Below are 20680 nucleotides of genomic sequence, written 5' to 3' on the forward strand. Positions count from 1 at the left end.
CGGCGGCTCGTCGTACACCAAGTACAACTACCCCGGCCTGTACTCGTCGTACGACTTCGACGACTGCACCTCCCGGATCGGCAACTACCGGGACCGCTGGAACGTCCAGCGCTGCGAGCTGGTGGGCCTCGCCGACCTGGACACGGGGGAGGGCTACGTCCGCGGGGCCATCGCCGGGTACATGAACGACTTGCTGTCCCTCGGCGTCGACGGCTTCCGCATCGACGCGGCCAAGCACATGGACGCGGCCGACCTGGCGAACATCAAGTCCCGGCTGAGCGATCCGTCGGCGTACTGGAAGCAGGAGGTCATCTACGGCAGCGGAGAGGCCGTGCAGCCGACCGAGTACACGGGCAACGGCGATGTGCAGGAGTTCCGTTACGCGTACGACCTCAAGCGGGTCTTCCAGAACGAGAACCTCGCCTATCTGAAGAACTACGGCGAGGGCTGGGGGTACATGAACAGCTCGGTGGCCGGTGTCTTCGTCGACAACCACGACACCGAGCGCAACGGCTCCACCCTGAACTACAAGGACGGTGCCCATTACACCCTGGCCAACGTCTTCATGCTGGCCTGGCCCTACGGCGCGCCGGACATCAACTCGGGCTACGAGTTCACCGACCACGACGCCGGCCCGCCCGGCGGCGGCCAGGTGAACGCCTGCTGGCAGGGCGGCTGGAAGTGCCAGCACAACTGGCCGGAGATCAAGTCGATGGTCGGCTTCCGCAACGCCACACGCGGCGAGCCGGTCACCGACTGGTGGGACAACGGCGGCGACGCCATCGCCTTCGGCCGGGGCGGCAAGGGCTTCGTGGCCATCAACCACGAGCCGGCCTCCCTGACCCGGACGTACCAGACCTCGCTGCCGGCGGGGACGTACTGCGACGTGCAGAACGACACGACGGTGACGGTGAACTCCGGCGGGCAGCTCACGGCCACCCTCGGCGCGAACACGGCTCTCGCCCTGTACGCGGGCAGGGCGGACTGCTGAGCGCGAGGGCCCCGCATCGCGAACACTCGCCCCTCGGGAACCCCGAGGGGCGACCGCCCGTGGCGGCTGGGTCTGCTGACCCAGACCAACTCGACCTGCTGAAAGTTCTTTCCAACGGTTTCAGGACTCTTGCTGTAAGCGTTTCGGCGGCGATACGGTCGCGCGGGGTCGGACCCGAGAGAGCCGCAATCGCAAGGAGTCCACGTCAGTGATACCGAGATGGCCGGTGCCGTCCAGGCGCCGAACCTCCCGTGCCGGACGGGTCGCTGCGGTCACCGCCACCGCGCTTACCGCAGCACTCGTCCAGCCTCTCGCCGCCGGGGCGACCACCCCACCGGCGCCCCCGTCCGACGCGAAGCTCGCAGCCGAGCCCACCCGCCACGACGCCACCCGTGAGCAGTTCTACTTCGTCCTTCCGGACCGCTTCGCCAACGGCGACCCACGCAACGACAAGGGCGGCCTGACCGGTTCGCGCCTGTCCACCGGTTACGACCCCACCGACAAGGGCTTCTACCAGGGCGGCGACCTCAAGGGCCTGACCGAGAAGCTCGACTACATCAAGGGCCTCGGCACCACCGCCCTCTGGATGGCCCCGATCTTCAAGAACCAGCCCGTGCAGGGCACGGGGAGCAACGCCTCAGCCGGCTACCACGGCTACTGGATCACCGACTTCACCCAGGTCGACCCGCACTTCGGAACCAACAAGGATCTGGAAACCCTCATCTCCAAGGCGCACGCCAAGGGCATGAAGGTCTTCTTCGACGTCATCACCAACCACACGGCGGATGTCGTCGACTATGAGGAGAAGTCGTACGACTACCTCTCCAAGGGCGCCTTCCCTTACCTGACCAAGGACGGCGAGCCCTTCGACGACGCCGACTACGCGGACGGGCGGCGGGACTTCCCCGAGGTCGGCAGCGGCTCCTTCCCGCGCACGCCCAAGGCGACCAGGACCGACAAGGTCCCGTCGTGGCTCAACGACCCGACGATGTACCACAACCGCGGCGACTCCACCTTCGCCGGTGAGAGCTCCACCCACGGCGACTTCTCCGGCCTCGACGACCTGTGGACCGAGCGGCCCGAGGTCGTGCGGGGCATGGAGAGGATCTACCAGCGCTGGGTGCGGGACTTCGGCATCGACGGCTTCCGGATCGACACCGTGAAGCACGTGAACATGGAGTTCTGGACGCAGTGGGCGACCGCCCTCGACGCCTACGCGGCCAGGCAGGGCCGCGACGACTTCTTCATGTTCGGCGAGGTCTACTCGGCCGACACGGACGTCACCTCCCCGTACGTCACCCGGGGCCGCCTCGACGCCACGCTCGACTTCCCCTTCCAGGAGGCGGCCCGCCAGTACGTCTCCCAGGGCGGCAGCGCGCGGAAGCTCGCGAGCGTCTTCGGCGACGACTACAAGTACACGACCGACAAGGCGAACGCGTACGAGCAGGTCACCTTCCTCGGCAACCACGACATGGGCCGGATCGGGTACTTCCTCAAGCAGGACAACCCCAAGGCCACCGACGCCCAGATCCTCGCCAAGGACAAGTTCGCCAACGAGCTGATGTTCCTCAGCCGCGGCAATCCCGTCGTCTACTACGGCGACGAGCAGGGCTTCGCCGGCGCGGGCGGCGACAAGGACGCCCGGCAGAGCATGTTCGCCTCCCGCACCGCCGACTACCTCGACGACGACCGGATCGGCACCGACCGCACCCACGCCGAGGACGCCTACGACACGAGAGCACCGCTCTACCGCCAGATCAGCGCTCTCGCGGGGCTCCGCAAGGCCCATCCCGCCCTGGCCGACGGCGTCCAGCAGCAGCGGTACGCGGCCGACGGCCCGGGCGTGTACGCCTTCTCCCGCACCGACGCCAAGAGCGGCATCGAGTACGTCGTCGCCGTCAACAACGCGGACGAGGCGAAGACGGCGACGTTCGCGACCGGTTCGGCCGGCATGGCCTTCAGGGGCATCCACGGCACCGACGCCTCCCTGAGGAGCGACGGCGACAGCAAGCTCACCGTCACCGTCCCGCCCGGCTCGGCGATCGTCCTCAAGGCGGTCGGCAGGCTCGCCGCGCCCGCCACCGAGCCGACGATCACACTGAAGGCCCCGGCGGCCGGAGCCACCGGCACGGTCGAGGTCACCGCGGACGTCGACGGCGGACAGCTCAACCGTGTCGTCTTCGCCGCCCAGACCGGCAACGGAAAGTGGCAGGTCCTCGGCTCCGCCGACCACGCCCCGTACAAGGTCACCCAGACCGTCACCGAGGACGTACCGCCCGGCACGGCCCTGCGCTACAAGGCCGTCGTGGTCGACTCGGCCGGCCGCACCGCGAGCGCCCTGGCCGCATCCACCACCGGCACCCCGCCCGCCGAGGAGCCGCCCGGCGCCTCCTCCCGCGACTACGCGATCGTCCACTACAAGCGCGCCGACGGGAACTACGCCGACTGGGGCCTGTACGCCTGGGGCGACCTCGCCGACGGCGAGGCCACACCATGGCCCGACAGCCACCCTTTCACCGGCCGCGACGCCTACGGAGCCTTCGCCTACGTCAAGCTCAAGCCCGGCGCCTCGACCGTCGGCTTCCTCGTCGTCGACAAGGACGGCGACAAGGACGTCGCCACCGACCGCACCATCGACGTCACCAAGAACGGCGAGGTCTGGATCGAGCAGGGCGAGGAGACCGTCACGACCGAGCGCCCGGACCACCCGGCGCCCGACAGGACCAAGGCCGTCCTGCACTACCACCGCGCCGACGGGAACTACGACGGCTGGGGCCTCCACGTCTGGACGGGCGCCGCGCACCCCACCGAGTGGTCGAACCCCCTGAAGCCGGTCAAGACTGATACGTATGGTGCGGTCTTCGAGGTACCGCTCAGCGACGGTGCCACCAGCCTCAGCTACATCATCCACAAGGGCGACGAGAAGGACCTGCCCGCCGACCAGTCGCTCGACCTCCGGGCGAGCGGCCACGAGGTGTGGCTGTTGAGCGGCCAGGAGAAGTACCTGCTCCCGCAGCCCGCGGGCACCTCGGCCGCGCTCGACCTGACCACGTCCAAGGCGGTCTGGATCGACCGGAACACCGTCGCCTGGAACGGCTCCGAGGCCGCCGCCTCCACCCAGCTGCTGTACAGCCGGGACGGCTCGATCGCGGTGCAGGACGGCGCGCTGACCAGCGACGACGAGAAGTGGCTCCGTCTGTCACAGAGCACCCTCACCGATGCCCAGAAGGCGAGGTTTCCGCACTTGAAGGACTACGCCGCCTGGACCGTCGACCCGCGCGACCGCGACCGGGTCCGCCAGGCCCTGCGCGGCCAGGTCGTCGCCACGCAGCGGGCGGCTGGGGGCACCTCCCAGGCATTCGGCTCTGGGGGAGGGGCCGTCCTGGCCGCGACCGGTGTGCAGATCGCCGGTGTGCTCGACGACCTGTACGACGCGACGAAGGCCGACCTGGGGCCGACGTTCTCCCGGGGCCGCCCCACGCTGTCGGTGTGGGCACCGACCGCGCAGTCCGTGGCACTGGAGCTCGGCGACTCCACCGTGCCGATGAAACGCGACGACACCACCGGCGTCTGGTCCGCCACCGGCCCGAAGTCCTGGAAGAACAAGCCGTACCGGTACGTCGTGAAGGTCTGGGCGCCCAGCGTCCGCAAGGTCGTCACCAACAAGGTCACCGACCCCTACGCGGTCGCCCTCACCACGGACTCCGAGCGCAGCCTCGTCGTCGACCTGGACGACAAGGCCCTCAAGCCGGCGGGCTGGTCGACGTACACCAAGCCCAAGGCCGTCCCGATGAAGGACGCCCAGATCCAGGAACTGCACATCCGGGACTTCTCCGTCGAGGACCGCACGGCGAAGCACCCCGGCACCTACATGGCCTTCACCGACAAGGCGAGCGACGGCTCCAAGCACCTGCGCGAGCTGGCGAAAGCCGGCACCTCGTACGTCCATCTCCTGCCCGCCTTCGACATCGCCACCATCCCGGAGCGCAAGGCCGACCAGGCGGGCGTCGACTGTGACCTGGCCTCCTACCCGGCCGACTCGGACAAGCAGCAGGAGTGCGTCGGGAAGATCGCCGCGAAGGACGCCTACAACTGGGGCTACGACCCGTACCACTACACGGTCCCCGAGGGCTCCTACGCCACCGACCCGGACGGCACGGCCCGTACGGTCGAGTTCCGCAAGATGGTCAAGGCCCTCAACGACGACGGCCTGCGGGTCGTCATGGACGTCGTCTACAACCACACCGCGGCGAGCGGCCAGGCGGAGACGAGCGTCCTCGACCGGATCGTCCCGGGCTACTACCAGCGGCTCCTCGCCGACGGCTCGGTGGCGAACAGCACCTGCTGTGCCAACACCGCCACCGAGAACGCCATGATGGGCAAGCTCGTCGTCGACTCGATCGTCACCTGGGCCAGGGAGTACAAGGTCGACGGCTTCCGCTTCGACCTCATGGGCCACCACCCGAAGGCCAACATCCTCGCGGTCCGCAAGGCCCTCGACGCGCTCACCCCTCAGAAGGACGGCGTCGACGGCAAGAAGATCATCCTGTACGGGGAGGGCTGGAACTTCGGGGAGGTCGCCGACGACGCCCGGTTCGTCCAGGCCACCCAGAAGAACATGGCCGGCACGGGCATCGCCACCTTCTCCGACCGGGCCCGTGACGCCGTGCGCGGTGGCGGCCCCTTCGACGAGGACCCCGGCGTGCAGGGCTTCTCGTCCGGCCTCTACACCGACCCCAACTCCTCGGAGAGCAACGGCGGTCCGGCCGAGCAGAAGGCCCGCCTGCTGCACTACCAGGACCTGATCAAGGTCGGGCTGTCCGGCAACCTCGCCGGCTACCGGTTCACCGACACCGGCGGCAAGGAGGTCAAGGGATCCGAGGTCGACTACAACGGCTCACCCGCCGGCTACGCGGACGCCCCCGGCGACGCCCTCGCCTACGCCGACGCGCACGACAACGAGTCCCTGTTCGACGCGCTCGCCTTCAAGCTCCCTGCCACGACCAGTGCGTCCGACCGGGCCCGGATGCAGGTCCTGGCCATGGCGACGGCCACCCTGTCCCAGGGTCCGGCCCTCTCCCAGGCGGGCACCGACCTGCTCCGCTCCAAGTCCCTGGACCGCAACTCCTACGACAGCGGCGACTGGTTCAACGCCGTCCACTGGAACTGCGCCGACGGCAACGGCTTCGGCCGCGGACTGCCCATGGCGGCCGACAACGCCGGCAAGTGGCCCTACGCCAAGCCTCTGTTGAGCAAGGTCAGGGTGGGCTGCGAGCAGATCGAGGGCGCCTCGGCGGCCTACCGGGACCTGCTGCGGATCCGTACCACCGAGCAGGATTTCTCCCTCGGCACCGCCGAGCAGGTGCAGTCCCGGCTCTCCTTCCCGCTGTCCGGCAAGGACGAGACACCCGGCGTGATCACCATGCGGCTCGGTGACCTCGTCGTCGTCTTCAACGCCACGCCCGAGCGGCGGGAACAGCGCGTCCCGGCACTCGCCGGGTCCGGCTACCGGCTGCACCCGGCGCAGGCGGCGGGGGCGGACCCTATCGTCAAGTCGTCCTCCTACGCGGCGGAATCGGGCACGTTCGCCGTTCCGGGGCGCACGGTCGCCGTCTTCACCCGGTCCGCCGGATAACCGCACTACGTTGGGTGGGCAGGCCGCGACCGACGGTCTGCCCACCCAGGTACGCCCCGAGGGGCAGTCGAGATGTACGGCAACGGCACGCAGCAGACCCCAGGCATCACCGTGCTGGTCGTGGACGACGTCGCGGCCAGCCGGTACGCCATGGGAGCGGTGCTGAGCCGGGCCGGCCACCAGGTCGTGCCGGTCGCCAGCGGCGGCGAGGCGCTCGTCGAACTCGACGTCCGGCTGCGGGACGGCACCCTGCCCGACGTGGCCCTCGTCGACGTGGGCCTGCCGGACATGAGCGGCTTCGAACTGTGCCGTCGGCTCCGGGCCCGGCCGCCCATGGCCGCACTGCCCGTCGTGCACTTCTCCGCCGCCGCGACCGCGCCCGGCGACCGGTGCCGGGGACTGGACGCGGGCGGCGACGCCTATCTGACCGTGCCCGCCGAGCCGCAGGAGATCCAGGCCGTCGTACGGGCCGCAGTGCGCGGTGCCCGCCGCAGCACGGGCGCCGAGACCGCCGTCCACCGTCTGACGCTGCTGTCCGAGGCCATCGTCACCGTGCAGGCCGCCCGCTGCCCGCGAGAACTCGGCGCCGCGGCCGCCGAAGGCGCCGCACACCTCACCGACTCGCCCGCCGTGGTGTTCGTGATCGGCCCGGACGGCGAGCCGTACCGGGGCACGGCCCGGTGCCGCCCCGCACCGGCGGACAGCGGCGCGCACCAGGCGGCGGCACGGCTCGTCACCCGGCTCGCGGAGGGCCGTACGGGCGTCACCAGCACCGTCGTCCCCGCGCCGCTGTGGCCGGCCGGGATGTTCCGGCCGGGCGTCGAGGAGGACGCCCGCCTGACCGTGGCGACCGCCCAGGACGGCCGGACGGCGGTCTGCCTCGCCACGCCCGTACGGCGCGCCGCGATCACCGACCCCGCGGCCGACGGGCTGCTCGCCCGCCTCGCCCAAGCCTGCGCGCTCGCCGCCGAGCCGCTGCTGCTGTACCGGGTGGAGCGGCATGTCGCCCTCACCCTCCAGCGCAGCTTCCTGCCCCAGCCGCACAAGCTGCCGCATCTGCCCGGCGTCGACATCGTCGTCCGCTATGTGCCCGCCTCCCGGCAGACCGAGATCGGCGGCGACTTCTACGCGGCCCTGCGTACCGGTGAGGGCGTGCTCACCGCCGTCGGGGACGTCGTCGGGCACTCGCTGGACGCGGCCACCGTCATGGTCGAGATCCGGCACGCGCTGCGCGCCTACTGCGTGACCGAGAGCGACCCGGTGGTGCTGGCCGGGCGGCTCGACCGGATGCTCCAGCAGTACCACCCCGACGTCACGGCCACCGTGTGCCTGGCCCTGGTCGATCCCGGCAGCGGGCGGGTGCGGATCGCCAACGCCGGTCACATCCCGCCGTTGATCCTGAGCGACGGGGGCGGTGCCGAGTACGTCGACGCGTGCGGTCCGCTGCTCGGGCTGGGCCTGGACCGGCCCGCGCCGACCGAGCGGCACCTGGCCCCCACCGACCGCCTCCTCATGGTCACCGACGGCCTCATCGAGACCCGCGGCACTCCCCTGGAGACCTCCCTGGAACAGCTCCGCACGGCCGCGGCAGACGCCCCGGCCGGCCTCGACACCCTCTGCGACGTGCTGCTCGGCTGTTTCGGCCGGGACCGGGAGGACGACATCGCGATGCTGGCGCTGCGGTTAGGGTGAGCCAGTCCGCCGCCCAGAAGAGGAGTGCTCATGCCGCAGATCACCGTCGACTATTCCGCCGACCTCGCGGACGACTTCGACCGGCCCGGGTTCGCGAAGGCGCTGCACGAGGCGACGGTCGAGATCGCGGCCGCCAAGCCGTCCGCGTGCAAGACCCGGTTCCGCCGGACCGAGGACGTCGTGGTCGGCCCCGAGACCGAGGGGCACGCCCATGTGCACGTCCACATCGCGCTGCTCGCCGGCCGCACGGAGGAGACCAGGGCCCGGCTCACCGAGGCCACCCTGGAGTTGCTGCGCACCTACCTGAAGGCCGCCGAGGGACGCGCGCTGCACGCCTCCGCCGAGGTGCGCGAACTGGACGCGTCCTACCGGAAGTTCGAGAGCTGAGCCGTCTCAGGTCGCCAGCGCCGGCAAGCGGCCGGTCAGGTTGGCGAACGGGCCGTCGGCCGGCTCCTCCTGGGCGATGCGGCGCAGCAGGGCGGCCATCTCCGCGTCCTGGGCGGCGCTGACGGCGGTGAGCGCGGCGAAGTCGTGGACGAGCTGGACCTCCAGCTCGGCCCGCGGGATGCGCCGGCCGTCCAGCCAGATCAGCGCCGTCGACTCGGCGAGCGAGATCCAGGAACGCACGACCAGTTCCAGCCGCGCGGGCGGATCGGTCACGCCCAGGTGCGAAAGGATCTGGACATACGCGGCCTGCCGTACGGAGTCGATGAGCGCGTTGGTCGTCGAGGAGCCGACCGCCGGACCGCCGCGCATGAGGGCGGAGAAACCGGGGCCGTGCTCGTCCACGAAGTCGAAGAAGCGGCGCATCACACGCAGCAGCCGCGCCCCCAGCGGCCCGTCGTGCGGCTCCACGAACCGGGCCGCGAGATCGTCCGAGGCCCGCTTCAACGCGGCCTCGTACAGGCTGAGTTTGCCGGGAAAGTAGTGGTAGACCAACGGGCGTGAGATGCCCGCGGCCGTCGCTATCTCGTCGATGGAGACCTCGTCGGGCGAGCGGCGGCTGAACAGTTCGAGGGCGACGCCGATCAACTGCTGCCGCCGCTCCTCGACTCCCAATCTGCGGCGAACCCCGGTAGTCATGCGAACACCTTACCGATCGATTCCGGCCTCGAACGGATCGGATCGGTCGGGGATGGTCACCCGAGTGCGCCGGCCGGGCGCCTCAGCCGCCGCTCAGCGCAGCCCGCCGATCGAACGCCCGTCCCGCAGTGTTCCCTTCAGCTCGGCCCGCGCCCCCCGCTCGGCCGGCACGGTCAGCAGATTTGTCTGCGATGACCCGCCGACCCCGCCCGTCGCCCGGATCGAGGCGGTCTCCCGGCTGCCGGCGGCCAGCAGATACCAGTCGCCCGCCTTTGACTTCCACAGCACTCCGGCCAGCACATGCGGCTGGCGCGCGCCGCACGCGAGAACGTTCTCGGCCTTCGCCGCCACCGCCCCGTACGTGCCGCCCGGCGTGTGGAACTGGGCCAGCACCCGCGCCCCGCCGCCCCGCCAGGTCTCGGCCCGGGTGCACACCCACGCGGCCGAGCCGCTCGCGTCCGGCAGCGGCTGCTCGTTGAACGCCCAGGCGCTGACGCTCCGCACACCCGCGGAGCGCACCGTGCCCAGCGAGCAGGCGAACGGCCCCCAGGTGCGCAGCGCCTCGGCGCCGGACGCCTCGCCCGGGGAGCCGGGCCGTCCGGCGGTGAGCCGGGCCGGGACCAGTTCGCCGAGGTCGGTCAGCAGCCGCGTTTTCGTGCCGTCGGTCAGTTGCAGCACGTTCCACGACGTACACGCGCCGGACCGCAGAACCGGACTGGCCAGCGGCGCGGTCACACCGTCCGTGAGGGCCAGGTCCATCGCGCCGGAGCCCGGCTTCATCAGGTCCCGCTCGCCCGCCTTCTTCACCCAAGGGGCGGTCAGATAGCGGACGTTGCCGTCGGCCCGGCCCAGGACCACCGCGCCCGCCTCGGCCCGGCCCGCGCCGTCGACCCGGGCGAAGTCGAGGGCGGCGCCCTGTGTGCCCTCCTTCGGCTCGGCGTACCGGGCGATGCGCAGACCGTCGTAGAGGATCACCACGCGCGCCACGTCGACCGTCCCCGCGTACAGCAACTGGGGCGGTCCGGCCGGGCCGCCGGACGGGGTGCCCGGCGTCGCGGACACCCGGACCGTCTCGCCCGGGCGGGCCCAGACGGTCAGGGCGCGGCGCAGCAGGGACGAGTCGCCGGTGAGGTCGCCGCGGGCCGGCCACACCGAGAAGTCGGTGCGCGCCGAGCCGCGCCACGCGGTGGGGGAGACCCTGGTCAGTTTCGCCGGGTCCAGGGCGGCCTGGGCGGCCGGGTTCCGCGCGTACGGCGGCGCGGCGGCGCCGTCGGGGCCCCAGCCCTCGCCGGGCAGACCCAGCAGCGCCCCGCACACCAGCAGGGCCGCCCCGGCGGCCAGCGCGGCCTTCAGGTGCTGGCGGCGCCGCATCAGGTCGGTGGGGCGGGCCTGGAGCGAGCACGGGTCGAACTCGGAGGAGTCGAGCAGTCCGTACTGCGCGGGGATCCCGTCGGCCTCCAGCAGCGCACCGTCCGCGTCGGCGACCCCCGCGGCCGTGAGCACCTTGCGTACTCCGTCGTCCGCCAGCCGCTCCAGGCCGCGCAGCGCGTACGCGGCCCGGGCCGGGCCGGACAGGGTGGACAGCCGCTGATCCAGGGCGAGTTCCTCGGCGCCGCCGGACCGCGGGAACAGCTTCAGGCCCCACACCTGCGGCAGCACCGGCGGCAGCTGGGACCGCTTCGGCCAAGCCTTGCGCTTCAGTGGCAGCCCCGCCTCCAGCGCCATACGCAGCACCTGGAGACGGACCAGGGCGTAGCCCGGGTCGCCGTCACGGCCGTCCCCCAAGCTCTCGACTCCGCTCGAGCAGGGGGGACCCCCGTGCTGGGCCGGGATCACCGGCGCCGGTGTGCGGTTGCGGGGGAGTGCGCGCTGGGCGAGGGCGTGTGCGGTGAGGACGCGCCTGCTGCGGCCCAGGCCGGGCGGCAGCACCAGATAGGCGAGCCGCACGAGCCGCGGATAGTGCTCGACGAGCGCGGCCTCGGCCTGCTCGACATCGACGACCGGGCCGGCGGAGGAAGGGGGCGCGGGGCGCTGGGCGACATCCTGTGACTGCACGTTCAGCAGAACGAGCGAATCGGAGGATGGTCACCTGACCACGGGGCGTCACGCCCCCGGCTGCTCCCCGGGCTCCACGAGCAGCCGGGCGTAGTTCGCCATCGACCGCTGGTAGCGCGGCAGGTGCGGGGCCAGGGCGCCCAGGGCCAGCGACAGCGCCTCGCGATCGCGACCCAGGCTGGACAGGCACAGCGCGAGCGTCGCGCGCACCGGGTCGTCCAGTTCGTCGGACGGAGCGTCCAGCTCGGCTTCGAGGAGCTTGACGCCCTCCGCTGCCTGCCCGATGTTCCGCAGGGAACTGGCCAGCTGGATCTTCGTCCGGCGGGCCTTGTAGGGGCTGACGTCGGCGAGGCCGAGCCCGAGCGCCTCCCGGTACAGCGGGACCGCCAAGTCCGAGCGGCCCGTGGAGTCCCAGGCACAGGCCTGTTCGAACGGCCCGAGCGGGCTGCCCTCCGGCAGCTCGGCGACGAGGGCGTCGACGTCGGCACGGAAGCGGGCCTCGTCCTCCTCGGTTTCGGCGTAGTCGTCGAACCGGTCCCACAGGGCGGTCACGCGATCTTCCCAGTCCTGGTCCACCGGGACACACTCGCACGGACGTGCCTACGGTCGCACCCGGATTTGAGCGCTGCGCCCGCCACAGCCGTATCGAAGGCGAGAGCCTCTTGCCGGGGCTCCGTGCGGCATGCGTCCGGACCGTGCCGTGACAAGGACCGGAGGAACAGATGAGGGTGACCCGACCGATGCTCGCGCTGAGCGGCGCGGTGGCGATACTGGCGCTGACCGGCTGCGGATCCGGCGGCAAGGGCGAGGCGGCCGTGCCGGAGACGGCGACCGGCAGCCTGGAGCACATCGCGGCCGAGGCCAAGTGCAAGCCGAACATGCAGACCGACGCCGACACCATCCGCCAGGCCCTGTGCAAGAAGGGCAAGGAGAAGTACGTCCTCGCGACCTTCGCCACCGACCGCGGGCAGCGCGAGTGGCTGAACGGGGCGAAGGACTACGGCGGCTACTACCTGGTCGGCCGCAAGTGGGTCGCCGTCGGTGAGGAGAAGACGGTCATGGCGCTCCAGGGCACCCTCGGCGGGACCATGGAGGAAGGCTCCGAGCACATGAATCCCGGTGGCAGTCACAACAGCGGCAACCACGACAGTGGCAGCAACCACGGCTGACCGCGCGGGCCGGGCAGGCGAAAGCCGGCGGTGGGAATTCCCACCGCCGGCTTTCACTTACGTGCGGACTACTGGCAGTCCTCGCCGTTGTTGATGCACTGGACCATCTCGTTCATCACGTTCTCGTCGAAGAAGTTGATGAAGTCGTTGTGGTCGGTGATCGGCTTGTGCAGCTGCTCCGGGAAGCCGTCGAGCGCGTACGCGTTCTGCACCTGCCCGTTCTCGATCTGCGGGGCCGGGATGTCGTAGACCAGCTTGGCCTGCAGCTGGGGGATCGCCTGGAACCCCTGGGGGCAGCTGCCGTCCGCCTGGACGAAGGCCACGTGGTCACGGTGGTTGGCGCTGTCGATGTTCTGACCGTCCCAGCAGCTCTGGAAGTTGGACGTCCGCACCACGGAGCTGCCCTCGGGGCAGATCGGGTACTTGTCCGTCACCTGCCGGTCCTCGAAGCCTGTGCAGCTCCATGAGGTGTTGGCGTTCTTGAGGCCGTTGGTGAAGGCCTTGGCGTCACCGGTGATGATGCGCAGGGCCGTCGGCATCGCGACAACGTCGCTCTTCTTGTTGCCGACGAACTTCAGCTCGACCTGGGCGACTTGCTGGATCGTGCCGACGTTGCCGTCCTGACCGCCACCGGGGGCGTTCGCGTCGACTTCGTTCTGTCCGTCCTGGACACGGAGGACCGGCCAGTAGTACGTCGACTTGTCGCCCTGGTTCTGGCAGCTGGTGTCGGCCTGGAGGAACTGCTCGTCGCTGGTGAACGCGTCGTTGTCCTGGTTGCCGACGTAGTCGTGCTGGTGCTGCGCGCCGTTGGAGACGCCGGGCGCCACGATCACGTTGTCCGAGTTGCGGTTCTCGTTCTCGTTGGTGCCGCAGTTCGTGGTGAACGAGCCCGTGGAACCGCCCTCGCCGTTCGCCGCGAGACCGTTCGGCAGGTTGCGGGAGTTGGGCTGGACGTCCTCGATGTTGATGAAGTCGCCCGCCGCGGGGCCGTTGTCGGCCTGACCGCCGTTGCCGCCCTGACCCTGGTCCTGGCCGTTGTCCTGGCCCTGGTCCTGACCGCCGTTGTCCTGGCCCTGGTCCTGACCGTCGTTGTTCTGACCGCCCCCGGGGTTGCCGTCGTTGGTGTTCGCGTCGGCGGCCATGCCCTTGCACTCGGCCAGCTGGGCGAGGTTGTCCGGGGCCTGGCCACCCACCCGCCGGATGTTGATGCCGATCCGGTCGATCGCCGCGACCCGCTTGGACTTCAGCGGGCCGAGGATGGCGTTGTTGACGAAGCCCGGGTCACCGGCCTGGGCCTGACGCGTGGAGGCGAGCCGGGTGTAGGCCTCGCTGATCTGCTTGTCGAGGTTCGCCAGCTCCTTGTCCACCCCCTGGCGAGCGCCGTCCGGCACGTCGGTCAGCTTCTGTCCGACGTCCGGGCACTGGATCGTGGCGATCTGCGCACCCGCGGCCTTCGTCTGGTTCGCCGAGTTCTCCTCGTGCGCCGAGGCGTAGAAGTTTGCCCAGATCAGCCCGCCCCCACCGAGCGCTAGGGCCGCCGATGCGGCTACGGCCTTGGTGGCCAGCGGCGTCCGGCGTTTTCTTGTGTTGCGTCCCATGGAACTCCTCTGACTTCCTTTTTCGGGGGCATCGAGGCGCCCGACAGGAGTGAAGCGGCTCCCTTCCATACGGAGGCCGTCCCAGGGGTGTTCAGATGTCTCGGAAATTGATGCCAGATTCGTGAGGGAGCTGTGTCCTCAACAGCGTCTTACGCACCGGGAGTTGTTGATCCCCGACAGCGGGTGAATAAGCAGGTCCGGTTTCACCGGCCGTGGTCGAGATACGCGAGAACGGCCAGCACGCGCCGGTTGTCGTCGTCCGAGACCTCCAGACCCAGTTTGGCGAAGATGTTCGCGGTGTGCTTGGCGATCGCCCGTTCCGTCACGACCAGCCTTCCCGCTATCGCCGCGTTGGACCGGCCCTGCGCCATCAGCTCCAGCACCTCCCGCTCGCGGGGAGTCAGCCGGGCCAGCGGCCGGCCGTCGCCCGCCTGTCGAGCCAGCAGCTGCTGGATGACCTGCGGATCCATCGCCGTACCACCGGCGGCGACCCGCCGTACCGCGTCCACGAACTGCTCGGCGTCGAACACCCGGTCCTTCAGCAGGTATCCGACGCCGCCGCTGCCGTCGGCGAGCAGCTCACGCGCGTACAGCCGCTCCACGTGCTGGGAGAGCACCAGCACCGGCAGCCCGGGCCGTTTCCTGCGGGCGTCGAGCGCGCACTGAAGTCCCTCGTCGGTGTGCGTGGGCGGCAGGCGGACGTCGACCACGGCGACGTCCGGTTGCAGCTCGGCCAGCGCGGCGGCCAGTTCGGGACCGGACTCGACGGCCGCCACGATCTCGAAGTCGTGCGCCTGGAGCAGCCGGACGAGTCCGTCGCGCAGCAGGAAGAGGTCTTCGGCCAGGACTACGCGCAAGGGATCTCCATGGTGACCATGGTGGGACCGCCCGCGGGGCTGCTGACGGCCAGGACGCCGTCGAATGTACCCAGTCGCCGCTCCACCCCGGCCAGCCCGGAACCGGCCTCGATCACCGCACCTCCCTTGCCGTTGTCGGTGACGGTCGCCCGCAGATGGCCGTCCGCGTGGTGCAGGTCGACCCAGATCCGGTCGGCGCCGGAGTGCTTCACGGCGTTGGTGAGCACCTCGCTCACGGCGAAGTACGCGGCCGACTCCACGGGCGCCTCCGCCCGCCCGGGCAGGTCCACGTTCACCTCGGCGGCCACCGGCAGCCGCAGCGCCAGCGCCCGTACGGCGTCACCCAGTCCGCGCTCGGCCAGGACCGGCGGATGGATGCCGCGCACCAGCTCGCGCAGCTCGGCCAGTGCCTCGACCGAGGACGTGCGGGCCTGCGCGATCAGCTCCTTGGCCTTGGCCGGGTCCTTGTCGAGGAGCGCCTCGATGGTGCCCAGGTCCATGCCGACCGCCACCAGACGGGCCTGGGCCCCGTCGTGCAGGTCCCGTTCGATGCGCCGCAGCTCGGCGGCGGAGGAGTCGACCGCGTCCCGCCGCGTCGCGGTCAGAACCCGTACGCGCTCGGCCAGTTCGCGCTGGTTCGAGCCGAGGACGGCCCGGGTGAGCCGGAAGTGGGCGTCCAGCAGGCGCGGGGTGAGGAAGTGCGCGAAGAAGAGGATGACGAGGCCCAGGGCGGCGGCGCCGAGCGCGGACACCTGACCGGTGACCGGTACGAACCCGTACCAGTACCCGTCGGGGAAGACCCGCCACAGCCCGGCCGCGATCGCGAAACCCTCCAGCGGGTACAGCCACAGCACGGCCGGCAGCAGTGCGGTGAGGAACCCCGCCGTCATGTCGACCGGCAGCCACCTCAGGTCCCGCCAGGTCGCCGGGTCGCGCAGCATCCCGAAGGTGCGCGTCCACGGGTTGGCGTTCCTCGGCAGCGGCCGGTACGCCGGAGGTATCCGCACCCCGCCCCACTCCGCCGCGAGCGCCCGCCGCCAGTTCGCGAACGCCCGCACCATCGTCAGCACGTACGGCGTCGTGACGAGCCCGATCCCGATCGGGATGAGTGCGAGGGAGACGAGGGACAGGCATAAGCACAGCACCGCCCCCGGCAGGGACACGAGGGCGACCCCCAGCCCCCGCATCGCGGCGAGCGCGACGCCCCGCCCCTTCGTACGCCCGTTGCCGTTCTTCGTGTCGATGGTCATGGAGTCAGTCTCGCCGAGCGGGGTGCCGGGGTCACTGGGCCGGAACACCCGGTCGGGGGGTGGTGCTACCTACACCCCTCACGCCTCAGCCCGTCCCGAGCACCTTCGCCTCCACCTCCGGGTCGAGGCCCGGGCGCGGCCGGTCCGGGCGCTGGGGTGCCACGCCGCCGGCGTCCTGGAGCCACCGCCAGGTGTCGGCCACGGTCTCCTCGACGGGCCGGCAGTTCAGCCCCGCCCCGAGCGCCCGCGAGACATCCGCGCCGTGCAGGGCGTCGTGCAGGTCGCTGCCCGGGGGCACCCACACCGGCAGCTCGGTCCATGGCGCGATGCCGGCATCGAGGATCACCTCGGGCTCGGTCCACCGAAGTTCGGCGCCGCCGCCGGTGACCCGGACACACGTGTCCAGCAACGTGCCCATAGTGGTGTGTCCTTGCGGGCTCATCAGGTTGTACGGCCCGCTCAGCTCCCGCTCGGCCGCGTGCAGGATCCACTCGGCGAGGTCACGGACGTCCACGTACTGGAGGGGCAGGTCGCGCGGGCCCGGGGCCAGCACCGGTCCGCCGCGCGCCGTCCGGGCCAGCCACCAGGGCAGCCGGCCGATGTTCTCGTACGGGCCGAGGAGCAGCCCGGCCCGTGCCAGCACCGACCGGTCCTCGCCGAAGGCGTCCAGGACGGCCAGTTCGCCGCCGCGCTTGTCCCGCGGGTAGTCGGTCTCGTCCGCGTCGGCCGACGCGCCCTCCACCAGGGGCGCGTCCTCGCCGTATCCGGCGGGCGGGGCCCACGCGTACACCGAGCAGCTCGACACGTAGACGTACCGGCGGGCGCGGCCCCGCAGCAGCCGCGCCGCGTCCCGCACCGCGCGGGGCGCCGCCGACCAGGTGTCGACGACGACGTCCCACTCGCCCCGGTCCTCGGCGAGGGCGGCCAGACCGTCGGGCGCGGTGCGGTCGCCGAGCAGCGACCGCACGCCCGGTGGCGCCTCGTGCCGCCCCCGGTGGAAGACGGCCACCTCCCAGCCCCGCCCCAGGGCCGCCTCCACGACGGCCCTGCCGGCGAACTCCGTACCACCCAGCATCAGAAGTCTCATGCCGCTGACTCTGCCCGCCGGGGAGACGGGACGGAACGGGGATCTGCCGTCAGCAGACGGGCGGGCGCCGGCGGCTCAGTGGCCCGCGGGGGGTACTGGGGACACCGGGGGCACGTACTTGTAGCCGACCCGGCGCACCGTGCGGATCGTCTCGCGGTGCTCGGCACCCAGCTTGCGGCGCAGGCGGGCGATGTGGACGTCGACCGTACGGCCGTCGCCCACGTGCCCGTAGCCCCACACCGTGCTGACCAGCTGGTCACGGGTGTGGACCCGGCCCGGATGTGCCACCAGGTGGGCCAGCAGCTCGAACTCCAGGTAGGTGAGGTCGAGCTGACGCCCGGCCACCTCGGCCGTGCGCTGCACGGTGTCGACCCGGATCAGCGGCTCGCCGCCCGGCTCGGGGCCTGCGGGGCTTTCGGGGCGGGTGGCCTCCGACCGGTCGGGCACCGCCGCCGGGAACGGCGGCTGCTGGTCGGCCGGTACGAGCACCAGATAGCCGATCATCGGCGGCTGCCCCGGCAGCGTGGGCAGGGTGTGCTGGGGCGCCGGGAGCCAGGTGGCACCGGGCGGCAGCAGGTCCGCGACGGTCTTCCCCAAGCTCTCAACTCCGTTCGAGCAGGGGAGACCCCGATCCTCATCCCGGTCGACGGCACGCAGCCGGTGCCGGGGCCCGGTGGCCGACGGGGCGTTGTAGGGGGCGGCGGGAGACAGGGAACGAGTGGTCGCCATGAGAGGTCAGCTCTTTCGCGCGAGGAGTTCGTCGGAGAGGTCGACGGCCGCGATTCGTGGTCGGGCTCGCCGAGGGACGTACGCGGTTCGCGCTGGCCGAAGGCCGGGGGTGTACGGCTTTAGATGGCCGGCGCGTTCGTCGCGCGGCAACACACCCGGTCGAAGTCGTGGTCCTGACGGGACGGCCAGAAGGGCTCGAGGTCATGGCGACCCGTCGCGGTGTGCTTCTGGTAGGCGGCCATGAGGCCATTGAAGCAGACGGGGGCCAGGCGACGGGACCCTCCTCTCACAGCTTGGACATCCGCCGAGCGGGCGGACGGCCCAACTCGCACCTCATCCCACCAGGCGCTTGCGCCACTCCAGGGGCGCGACGTCGATCGCCTTGCCCGGGTCACCGTCCCACCGCGCGGAGAGCCCGGCCGCGGCCAGTGCCGCCACGACCTCGTGTCCGACGGCCTTCGTGGTCTCCTCGGAGCCGTCGAACCCGCCGTAGTAGAGCGACAGGCCGTGCCCCTGCGCCGCGCCGCGCGTGCACTGGTGGTGGAAGAAGACGAACCCGCGCACCCCCGGCTTGCCGTCCGCCTCCGCGCCGATCTCCGACATACCGCAGCCGCGGCAGCAGGTGAAGTCCTCCCGGGCGACGATGCCGTCGTCCTCCAGGGTCGCGAAGGCCTGCTCCAGCCGGTCCGGATCGGTCGGCTCCGCCCACGTCTGCTGCTCGCCGAGCCGGTCCAGCCACAGCCGCTCGACGATCTCGCGGGCCTGCGCCTGGGAAACAGGGGAGGCGCCCTCGCGGCCCCCCATCAGGTACACCGTCTCGCGGATCATCGCGTCGATGCCCAGATAGCCGTCCTGGAGCATGTCGCGGACGTGCCCCTCCGCCCGGGCGGCGGCCTCGGGGGCGAGGGCGGGGGCCTCCTCGGGCAGCCCGAACTCCTCGCGCTCCCAGGCGACTCCGGCGTCCCAGTCGTCCTCCTGCCGCGCCCAGCGCGCCATCACCTCGGCGACGAGGCCCGGGTCGGTCGCCCGGGTCACCCACATGTGGGGGACGCGGCCCGTGCGGTGCTGGAGGTCGTATGCCCCGTCCGCATCGCGGGCCGTCTGGATGAAGACCAGCGGCCGGTCAGGTATCCGCTGCACCACGAGGAAGTGGTCGTCGTCCCCGCCGATCCGCTCCACCAGCTCCCGCAACTGCCGCGCCGAGACCCGCGCGTACGTCTGCCCGCTCTCCGTCATGACCTTGACCGGAAGGCCCCCGTCGATCTTCATGCGCCCACGATGGCATGCCCCACTGACAACGCGAGGGGCGCCCACCGCGAACGGTGGGCGCCCCTCGGGAGCCGTTGAGCGTCGAGCCGCGTGGCGTCGAGCCGTGCGGCGTCGGTCAGACCTGGCCGGCCTTCTCCAGCGCCGAGCAGCAGGTGTCGACGAGCAGGCGGGTCACGACGTACGGGTCGACGTTGGCGTTCGGACGGCGGTCCTCGATGTAGCCCTTGCCGTCCTTCTCGACCTGCCACGGGATACGGACCGAGGCACCGCGGTTGGAGACGCCGTAGGAGTACTCGTTCCACGGGGCGGTCTCGTGCAGACCGGTCAGGCGGTCGTCGATGCCGGCGCCGTAGTTCTTGACGTGGTCCAGCGGCTTGGAGCCCTCACCGAGCGACTCGCAGGCGGTGATGATCGCGTCGTAGCCCTCACGCATCGCCTTGGTGGAGAAGTTGGTGTGCGCGCCGGCGCCGTTCCAGTCGCCCTTGACCGGCTTCGGGTCGAGCGTGGCGGCGATGTCGAAGTCCTCGGCGGTGCGGTAGAGCAGCCAGCGGGCCACCCACAGCTGGTCGGAGACCTCCAGCGGGGCGAGCGGGCCGACCTGGAACTCCCACTGGCCGGGCATGACCTCGGCGTTGATGCCGGAGATGCCCAGGCCCGCCTTCAGGCAGTTGTCCAGGTGCGCCTCGACGACGTCACGGCCGAAGATCTCGTCGGCGCCGACACCGCAGTAGTAGCCGCCCTGCGGGGCCGGGAAGCCGCCCTTGGGGAAGCCGAGCGGGTAGCCGTCCTTGAAGAAGGTGTACTCCTGCTCGATGCCGAAGATCGGCTCCTGCGCCGCGAACTTCTCCTCGACCTCGGCCAGCGCGGCGCGGGTGTTGGTGGCGTGCGGGGTGAGGTCGATGTTCAGGACCTCGCACAGGACCAGTACGTCGTCGCCGCCGCGGATGGGGTCCGGGCAGGTGAAGACCGGCTTGAGGACGCAGTCCGAGGCGTGGCCCTCGGCCTGGTTGGTGGAGGACCCGTCGAAGCCCCAGATCGGCAGCGCGTCGAGACCGGCGGGGGAGCCCGCGATGATCTTGGTCTTGGAACGCAGCTTGGCCGTCGGCTCGGTGCCGTCGATCCAGATGTACTCAGCCTTGAAGGTCACGGGCCACATCCTTCGGGGGTGTGTCTGGGCGCGTATCGCGGGTGCTTGCGGCGCTGCGGCACTGGGGCGCCGCGTCAATGCCCGGCAGCCTGTCAACAGGCGATTTCCCGGCCATTGC

The 20680-nt window shown here is 71.2% G+C and carries 15 protein-coding genes; 5 read left to right on the forward strand and 10 right to left on the reverse strand.

The features are described 5' to 3' along the window. From AOQ53_RS00005 to AOQ53_RS00020, 4 genes are all read left to right on the forward strand, one after another. The coding region (locus AOQ53_RS00005) for an alpha amylase C-terminal domain-containing protein (RefSeq protein ID WP_059413652.1) at nt 1-991 on the forward strand (991 nt) is incomplete at its 5' end. A gap of 208 nt (nt 992-1199) precedes the next feature. Then, nucleotides 1200-6626, forward strand: a complete 5427-nt coding sequence (gene pulA, locus AOQ53_RS00010; RefSeq protein WP_059413655.1) for a pullulanase-type alpha-1,6-glucosidase — start codon at nt 1200-1202, stop codon at nt 6624-6626. 72 nt (nt 6627-6698) lie between these two features. After that, on the forward strand, nt 6699-8318 hold the full coding sequence (locus AOQ53_RS00015) for a fused response regulator/phosphatase (RefSeq protein WP_059413657.1): 1620 nt from the start codon (nt 6699-6701) through the stop codon (nt 8316-8318). Between the two features lie 30 nt (nt 8319-8348). After that, entirely contained in the window at nt 8349-8705 is a 357-nt protein-coding gene (locus tag AOQ53_RS00020; protein ID WP_059413659.1) for a 5-carboxymethyl-2-hydroxymuconate Delta-isomerase, read from the forward strand. Between the two features lie 6 nt (nt 8706-8711). On the opposite strand, the gene AOQ53_RS00025 is transcribed toward AOQ53_RS00020, so the two are convergent. From AOQ53_RS00025 to AOQ53_RS00035, 3 genes are all read right to left on the reverse strand, one after another. Then, the gene (locus tag AOQ53_RS00025) at nt 8712-9401 is read right to left on the reverse strand and encodes a TetR/AcrR family transcriptional regulator (protein WP_099054495.1); all 690 of its coding nucleotides are present in this window, start codon (nt 9399-9401) and stop codon (nt 8712-8714) included. Between the two features lie 93 nt (nt 9402-9494). Then, nucleotides 9495-11456 (reverse strand): hypothetical protein, encoded by a 1962-nt coding sequence (locus AOQ53_RS00030; RefSeq protein ID WP_059413664.1) that lies wholly within the window; start codon nt 11454-11456, stop codon nt 9495-9497. 48 nt (nt 11457-11504) lie between these two features. Beyond that, nucleotides 11505-12032 (reverse strand): tetratricopeptide repeat protein, encoded by a 528-nt coding sequence (locus AOQ53_RS00035; RefSeq protein WP_059413666.1) that lies wholly within the window; start codon nt 12030-12032, stop codon nt 11505-11507. Between the two features lie 146 nt (nt 12033-12178). Between AOQ53_RS00035 and AOQ53_RS00040 the strand changes: the two genes are divergently transcribed. After that, on the forward strand, nt 12179-12625 hold the full coding sequence (locus AOQ53_RS00040) for a hypothetical protein (RefSeq protein WP_078945074.1): 447 nt from the start codon (nt 12179-12181) through the stop codon (nt 12623-12625). A gap of 68 nt (nt 12626-12693) precedes the next feature. Here the strand turns inward: AOQ53_RS00040 and AOQ53_RS00045 are convergent, their stop codons facing one another. The 7 genes from AOQ53_RS00045 to glnII form a co-directional block, all read right to left on the reverse strand. Further along, the gene (locus AOQ53_RS00045) at nt 12694-14223 is read right to left on the reverse strand and encodes a DUF1996 domain-containing protein (protein ID WP_059413669.1); all 1530 of its coding nucleotides are present in this window, start codon (nt 14221-14223) and stop codon (nt 12694-12696) included. A gap of 203 nt (nt 14224-14426) precedes the next feature. Further along, nucleotides 14427-15080: a LuxR C-terminal-related transcriptional regulator gene (locus AOQ53_RS00050; RefSeq protein ID WP_059413671.1), complete on the reverse strand. Its 654-nt coding sequence runs from the start codon at nt 15078-15080 to the stop codon at nt 14427-14429. After that, complete coding sequence (locus AOQ53_RS00055; protein ID WP_059413750.1) at nt 15071-16330, reverse strand: sensor histidine kinase; 1260 nt, start codon at nt 16328-16330, stop codon at nt 15071-15073. The genes AOQ53_RS00050 and AOQ53_RS00055 overlap by 10 nt, the downstream gene beginning before the upstream one ends. A gap of 85 nt (nt 16331-16415) precedes the next feature. Next, nucleotides 16416-17417, reverse strand: a complete 1002-nt coding sequence (locus tag AOQ53_RS00060) for an NAD-dependent epimerase/dehydratase family protein (RefSeq protein WP_099054496.1) — start codon at nt 17415-17417, stop codon at nt 16416-16418. A 75-nt stretch (nt 17418-17492) separates the two neighbouring features. Beyond that, on the reverse strand, nt 17493-18146 hold the full coding sequence (locus AOQ53_RS00065; protein ID WP_059413674.1) for a winged helix-turn-helix domain-containing protein: 654 nt from the start codon (nt 18144-18146) through the stop codon (nt 17493-17495). A 333-nt stretch (nt 18147-18479) separates the two neighbouring features. Continuing rightward, a complete protein-coding gene (locus tag AOQ53_RS00070; protein ID WP_059413676.1) occupies nt 18480-19415 on the reverse strand; it encodes a DUF6891 domain-containing protein in 936 nt (311 codons plus the stop codon). A gap of 115 nt (nt 19416-19530) precedes the next feature. Then, a complete protein-coding gene (glnII, locus tag AOQ53_RS00075) occupies nt 19531-20562 on the reverse strand; it encodes a glutamine synthetase (RefSeq protein WP_059413678.1) in 1032 nt (343 codons plus the stop codon). Between the last annotated feature and the right edge of the window lie 118 nt (nt 20563-20680).

Source organism: Streptomyces azureus, from assembly GCF_001270025.1.
Taxonomy (GTDB): domain Bacteria; phylum Actinomycetota; class Actinomycetes; order Streptomycetales; family Streptomycetaceae; genus Streptomyces; species Streptomyces azureus.

Coding starts and splice junctions, on each gene's coding strand:
- AOQ53_RS00015 (WP_059413657.1), top strand. CDS start 6,699: ATGTACGGCAACGGCACGCAGCAGACCCCAGGCATCACCGTGCTGGTC.
- AOQ53_RS00020 (WP_059413659.1), top strand. CDS start 8,349: ATGCCGCAGATCACCGTCGACTATTCCGCCGACCTCGCGGACGACTTC.
- AOQ53_RS00025 (WP_099054495.1), bottom strand. CDS start 9,401: ATGACTACCGGGGTTCGCCGCAGATTGGGAGTCGAGGAGCGGCGGCAG.
- AOQ53_RS00040 (WP_078945074.1), top strand. CDS start 12,179: ATGAGGGTGACCCGACCGATGCTCGCGCTGAGCGGCGCGGTGGCGATA.
- AOQ53_RS00045 (WP_059413669.1), bottom strand. CDS start 14,223: ATGGGACGCAACACAAGAAAACGCCGGACGCCGCTGGCCACCAAGGCC.
- AOQ53_RS00055 (WP_059413750.1), bottom strand. CDS start 16,330: ATGACCATCGACACGAAGAACGGCAACGGGCGTACGAAGGGGCGGGGC.
- AOQ53_RS00060 (WP_099054496.1), bottom strand. CDS start 17,417: ATGAGACTTCTGATGCTGGGTGGTACGGAGTTCGCCGGCAGGGCCGTC.
- AOQ53_RS00065 (WP_059413674.1), bottom strand. CDS start 18,146: ATGGCGACCACTCGTTCCCTGTCTCCCGCCGCCCCCTACAACGCCCCG.
- AOQ53_RS00070 (WP_059413676.1), bottom strand. CDS start 19,415: ATGAAGATCGACGGGGGCCTTCCGGTCAAGGTCATGACGGAGAGCGGG.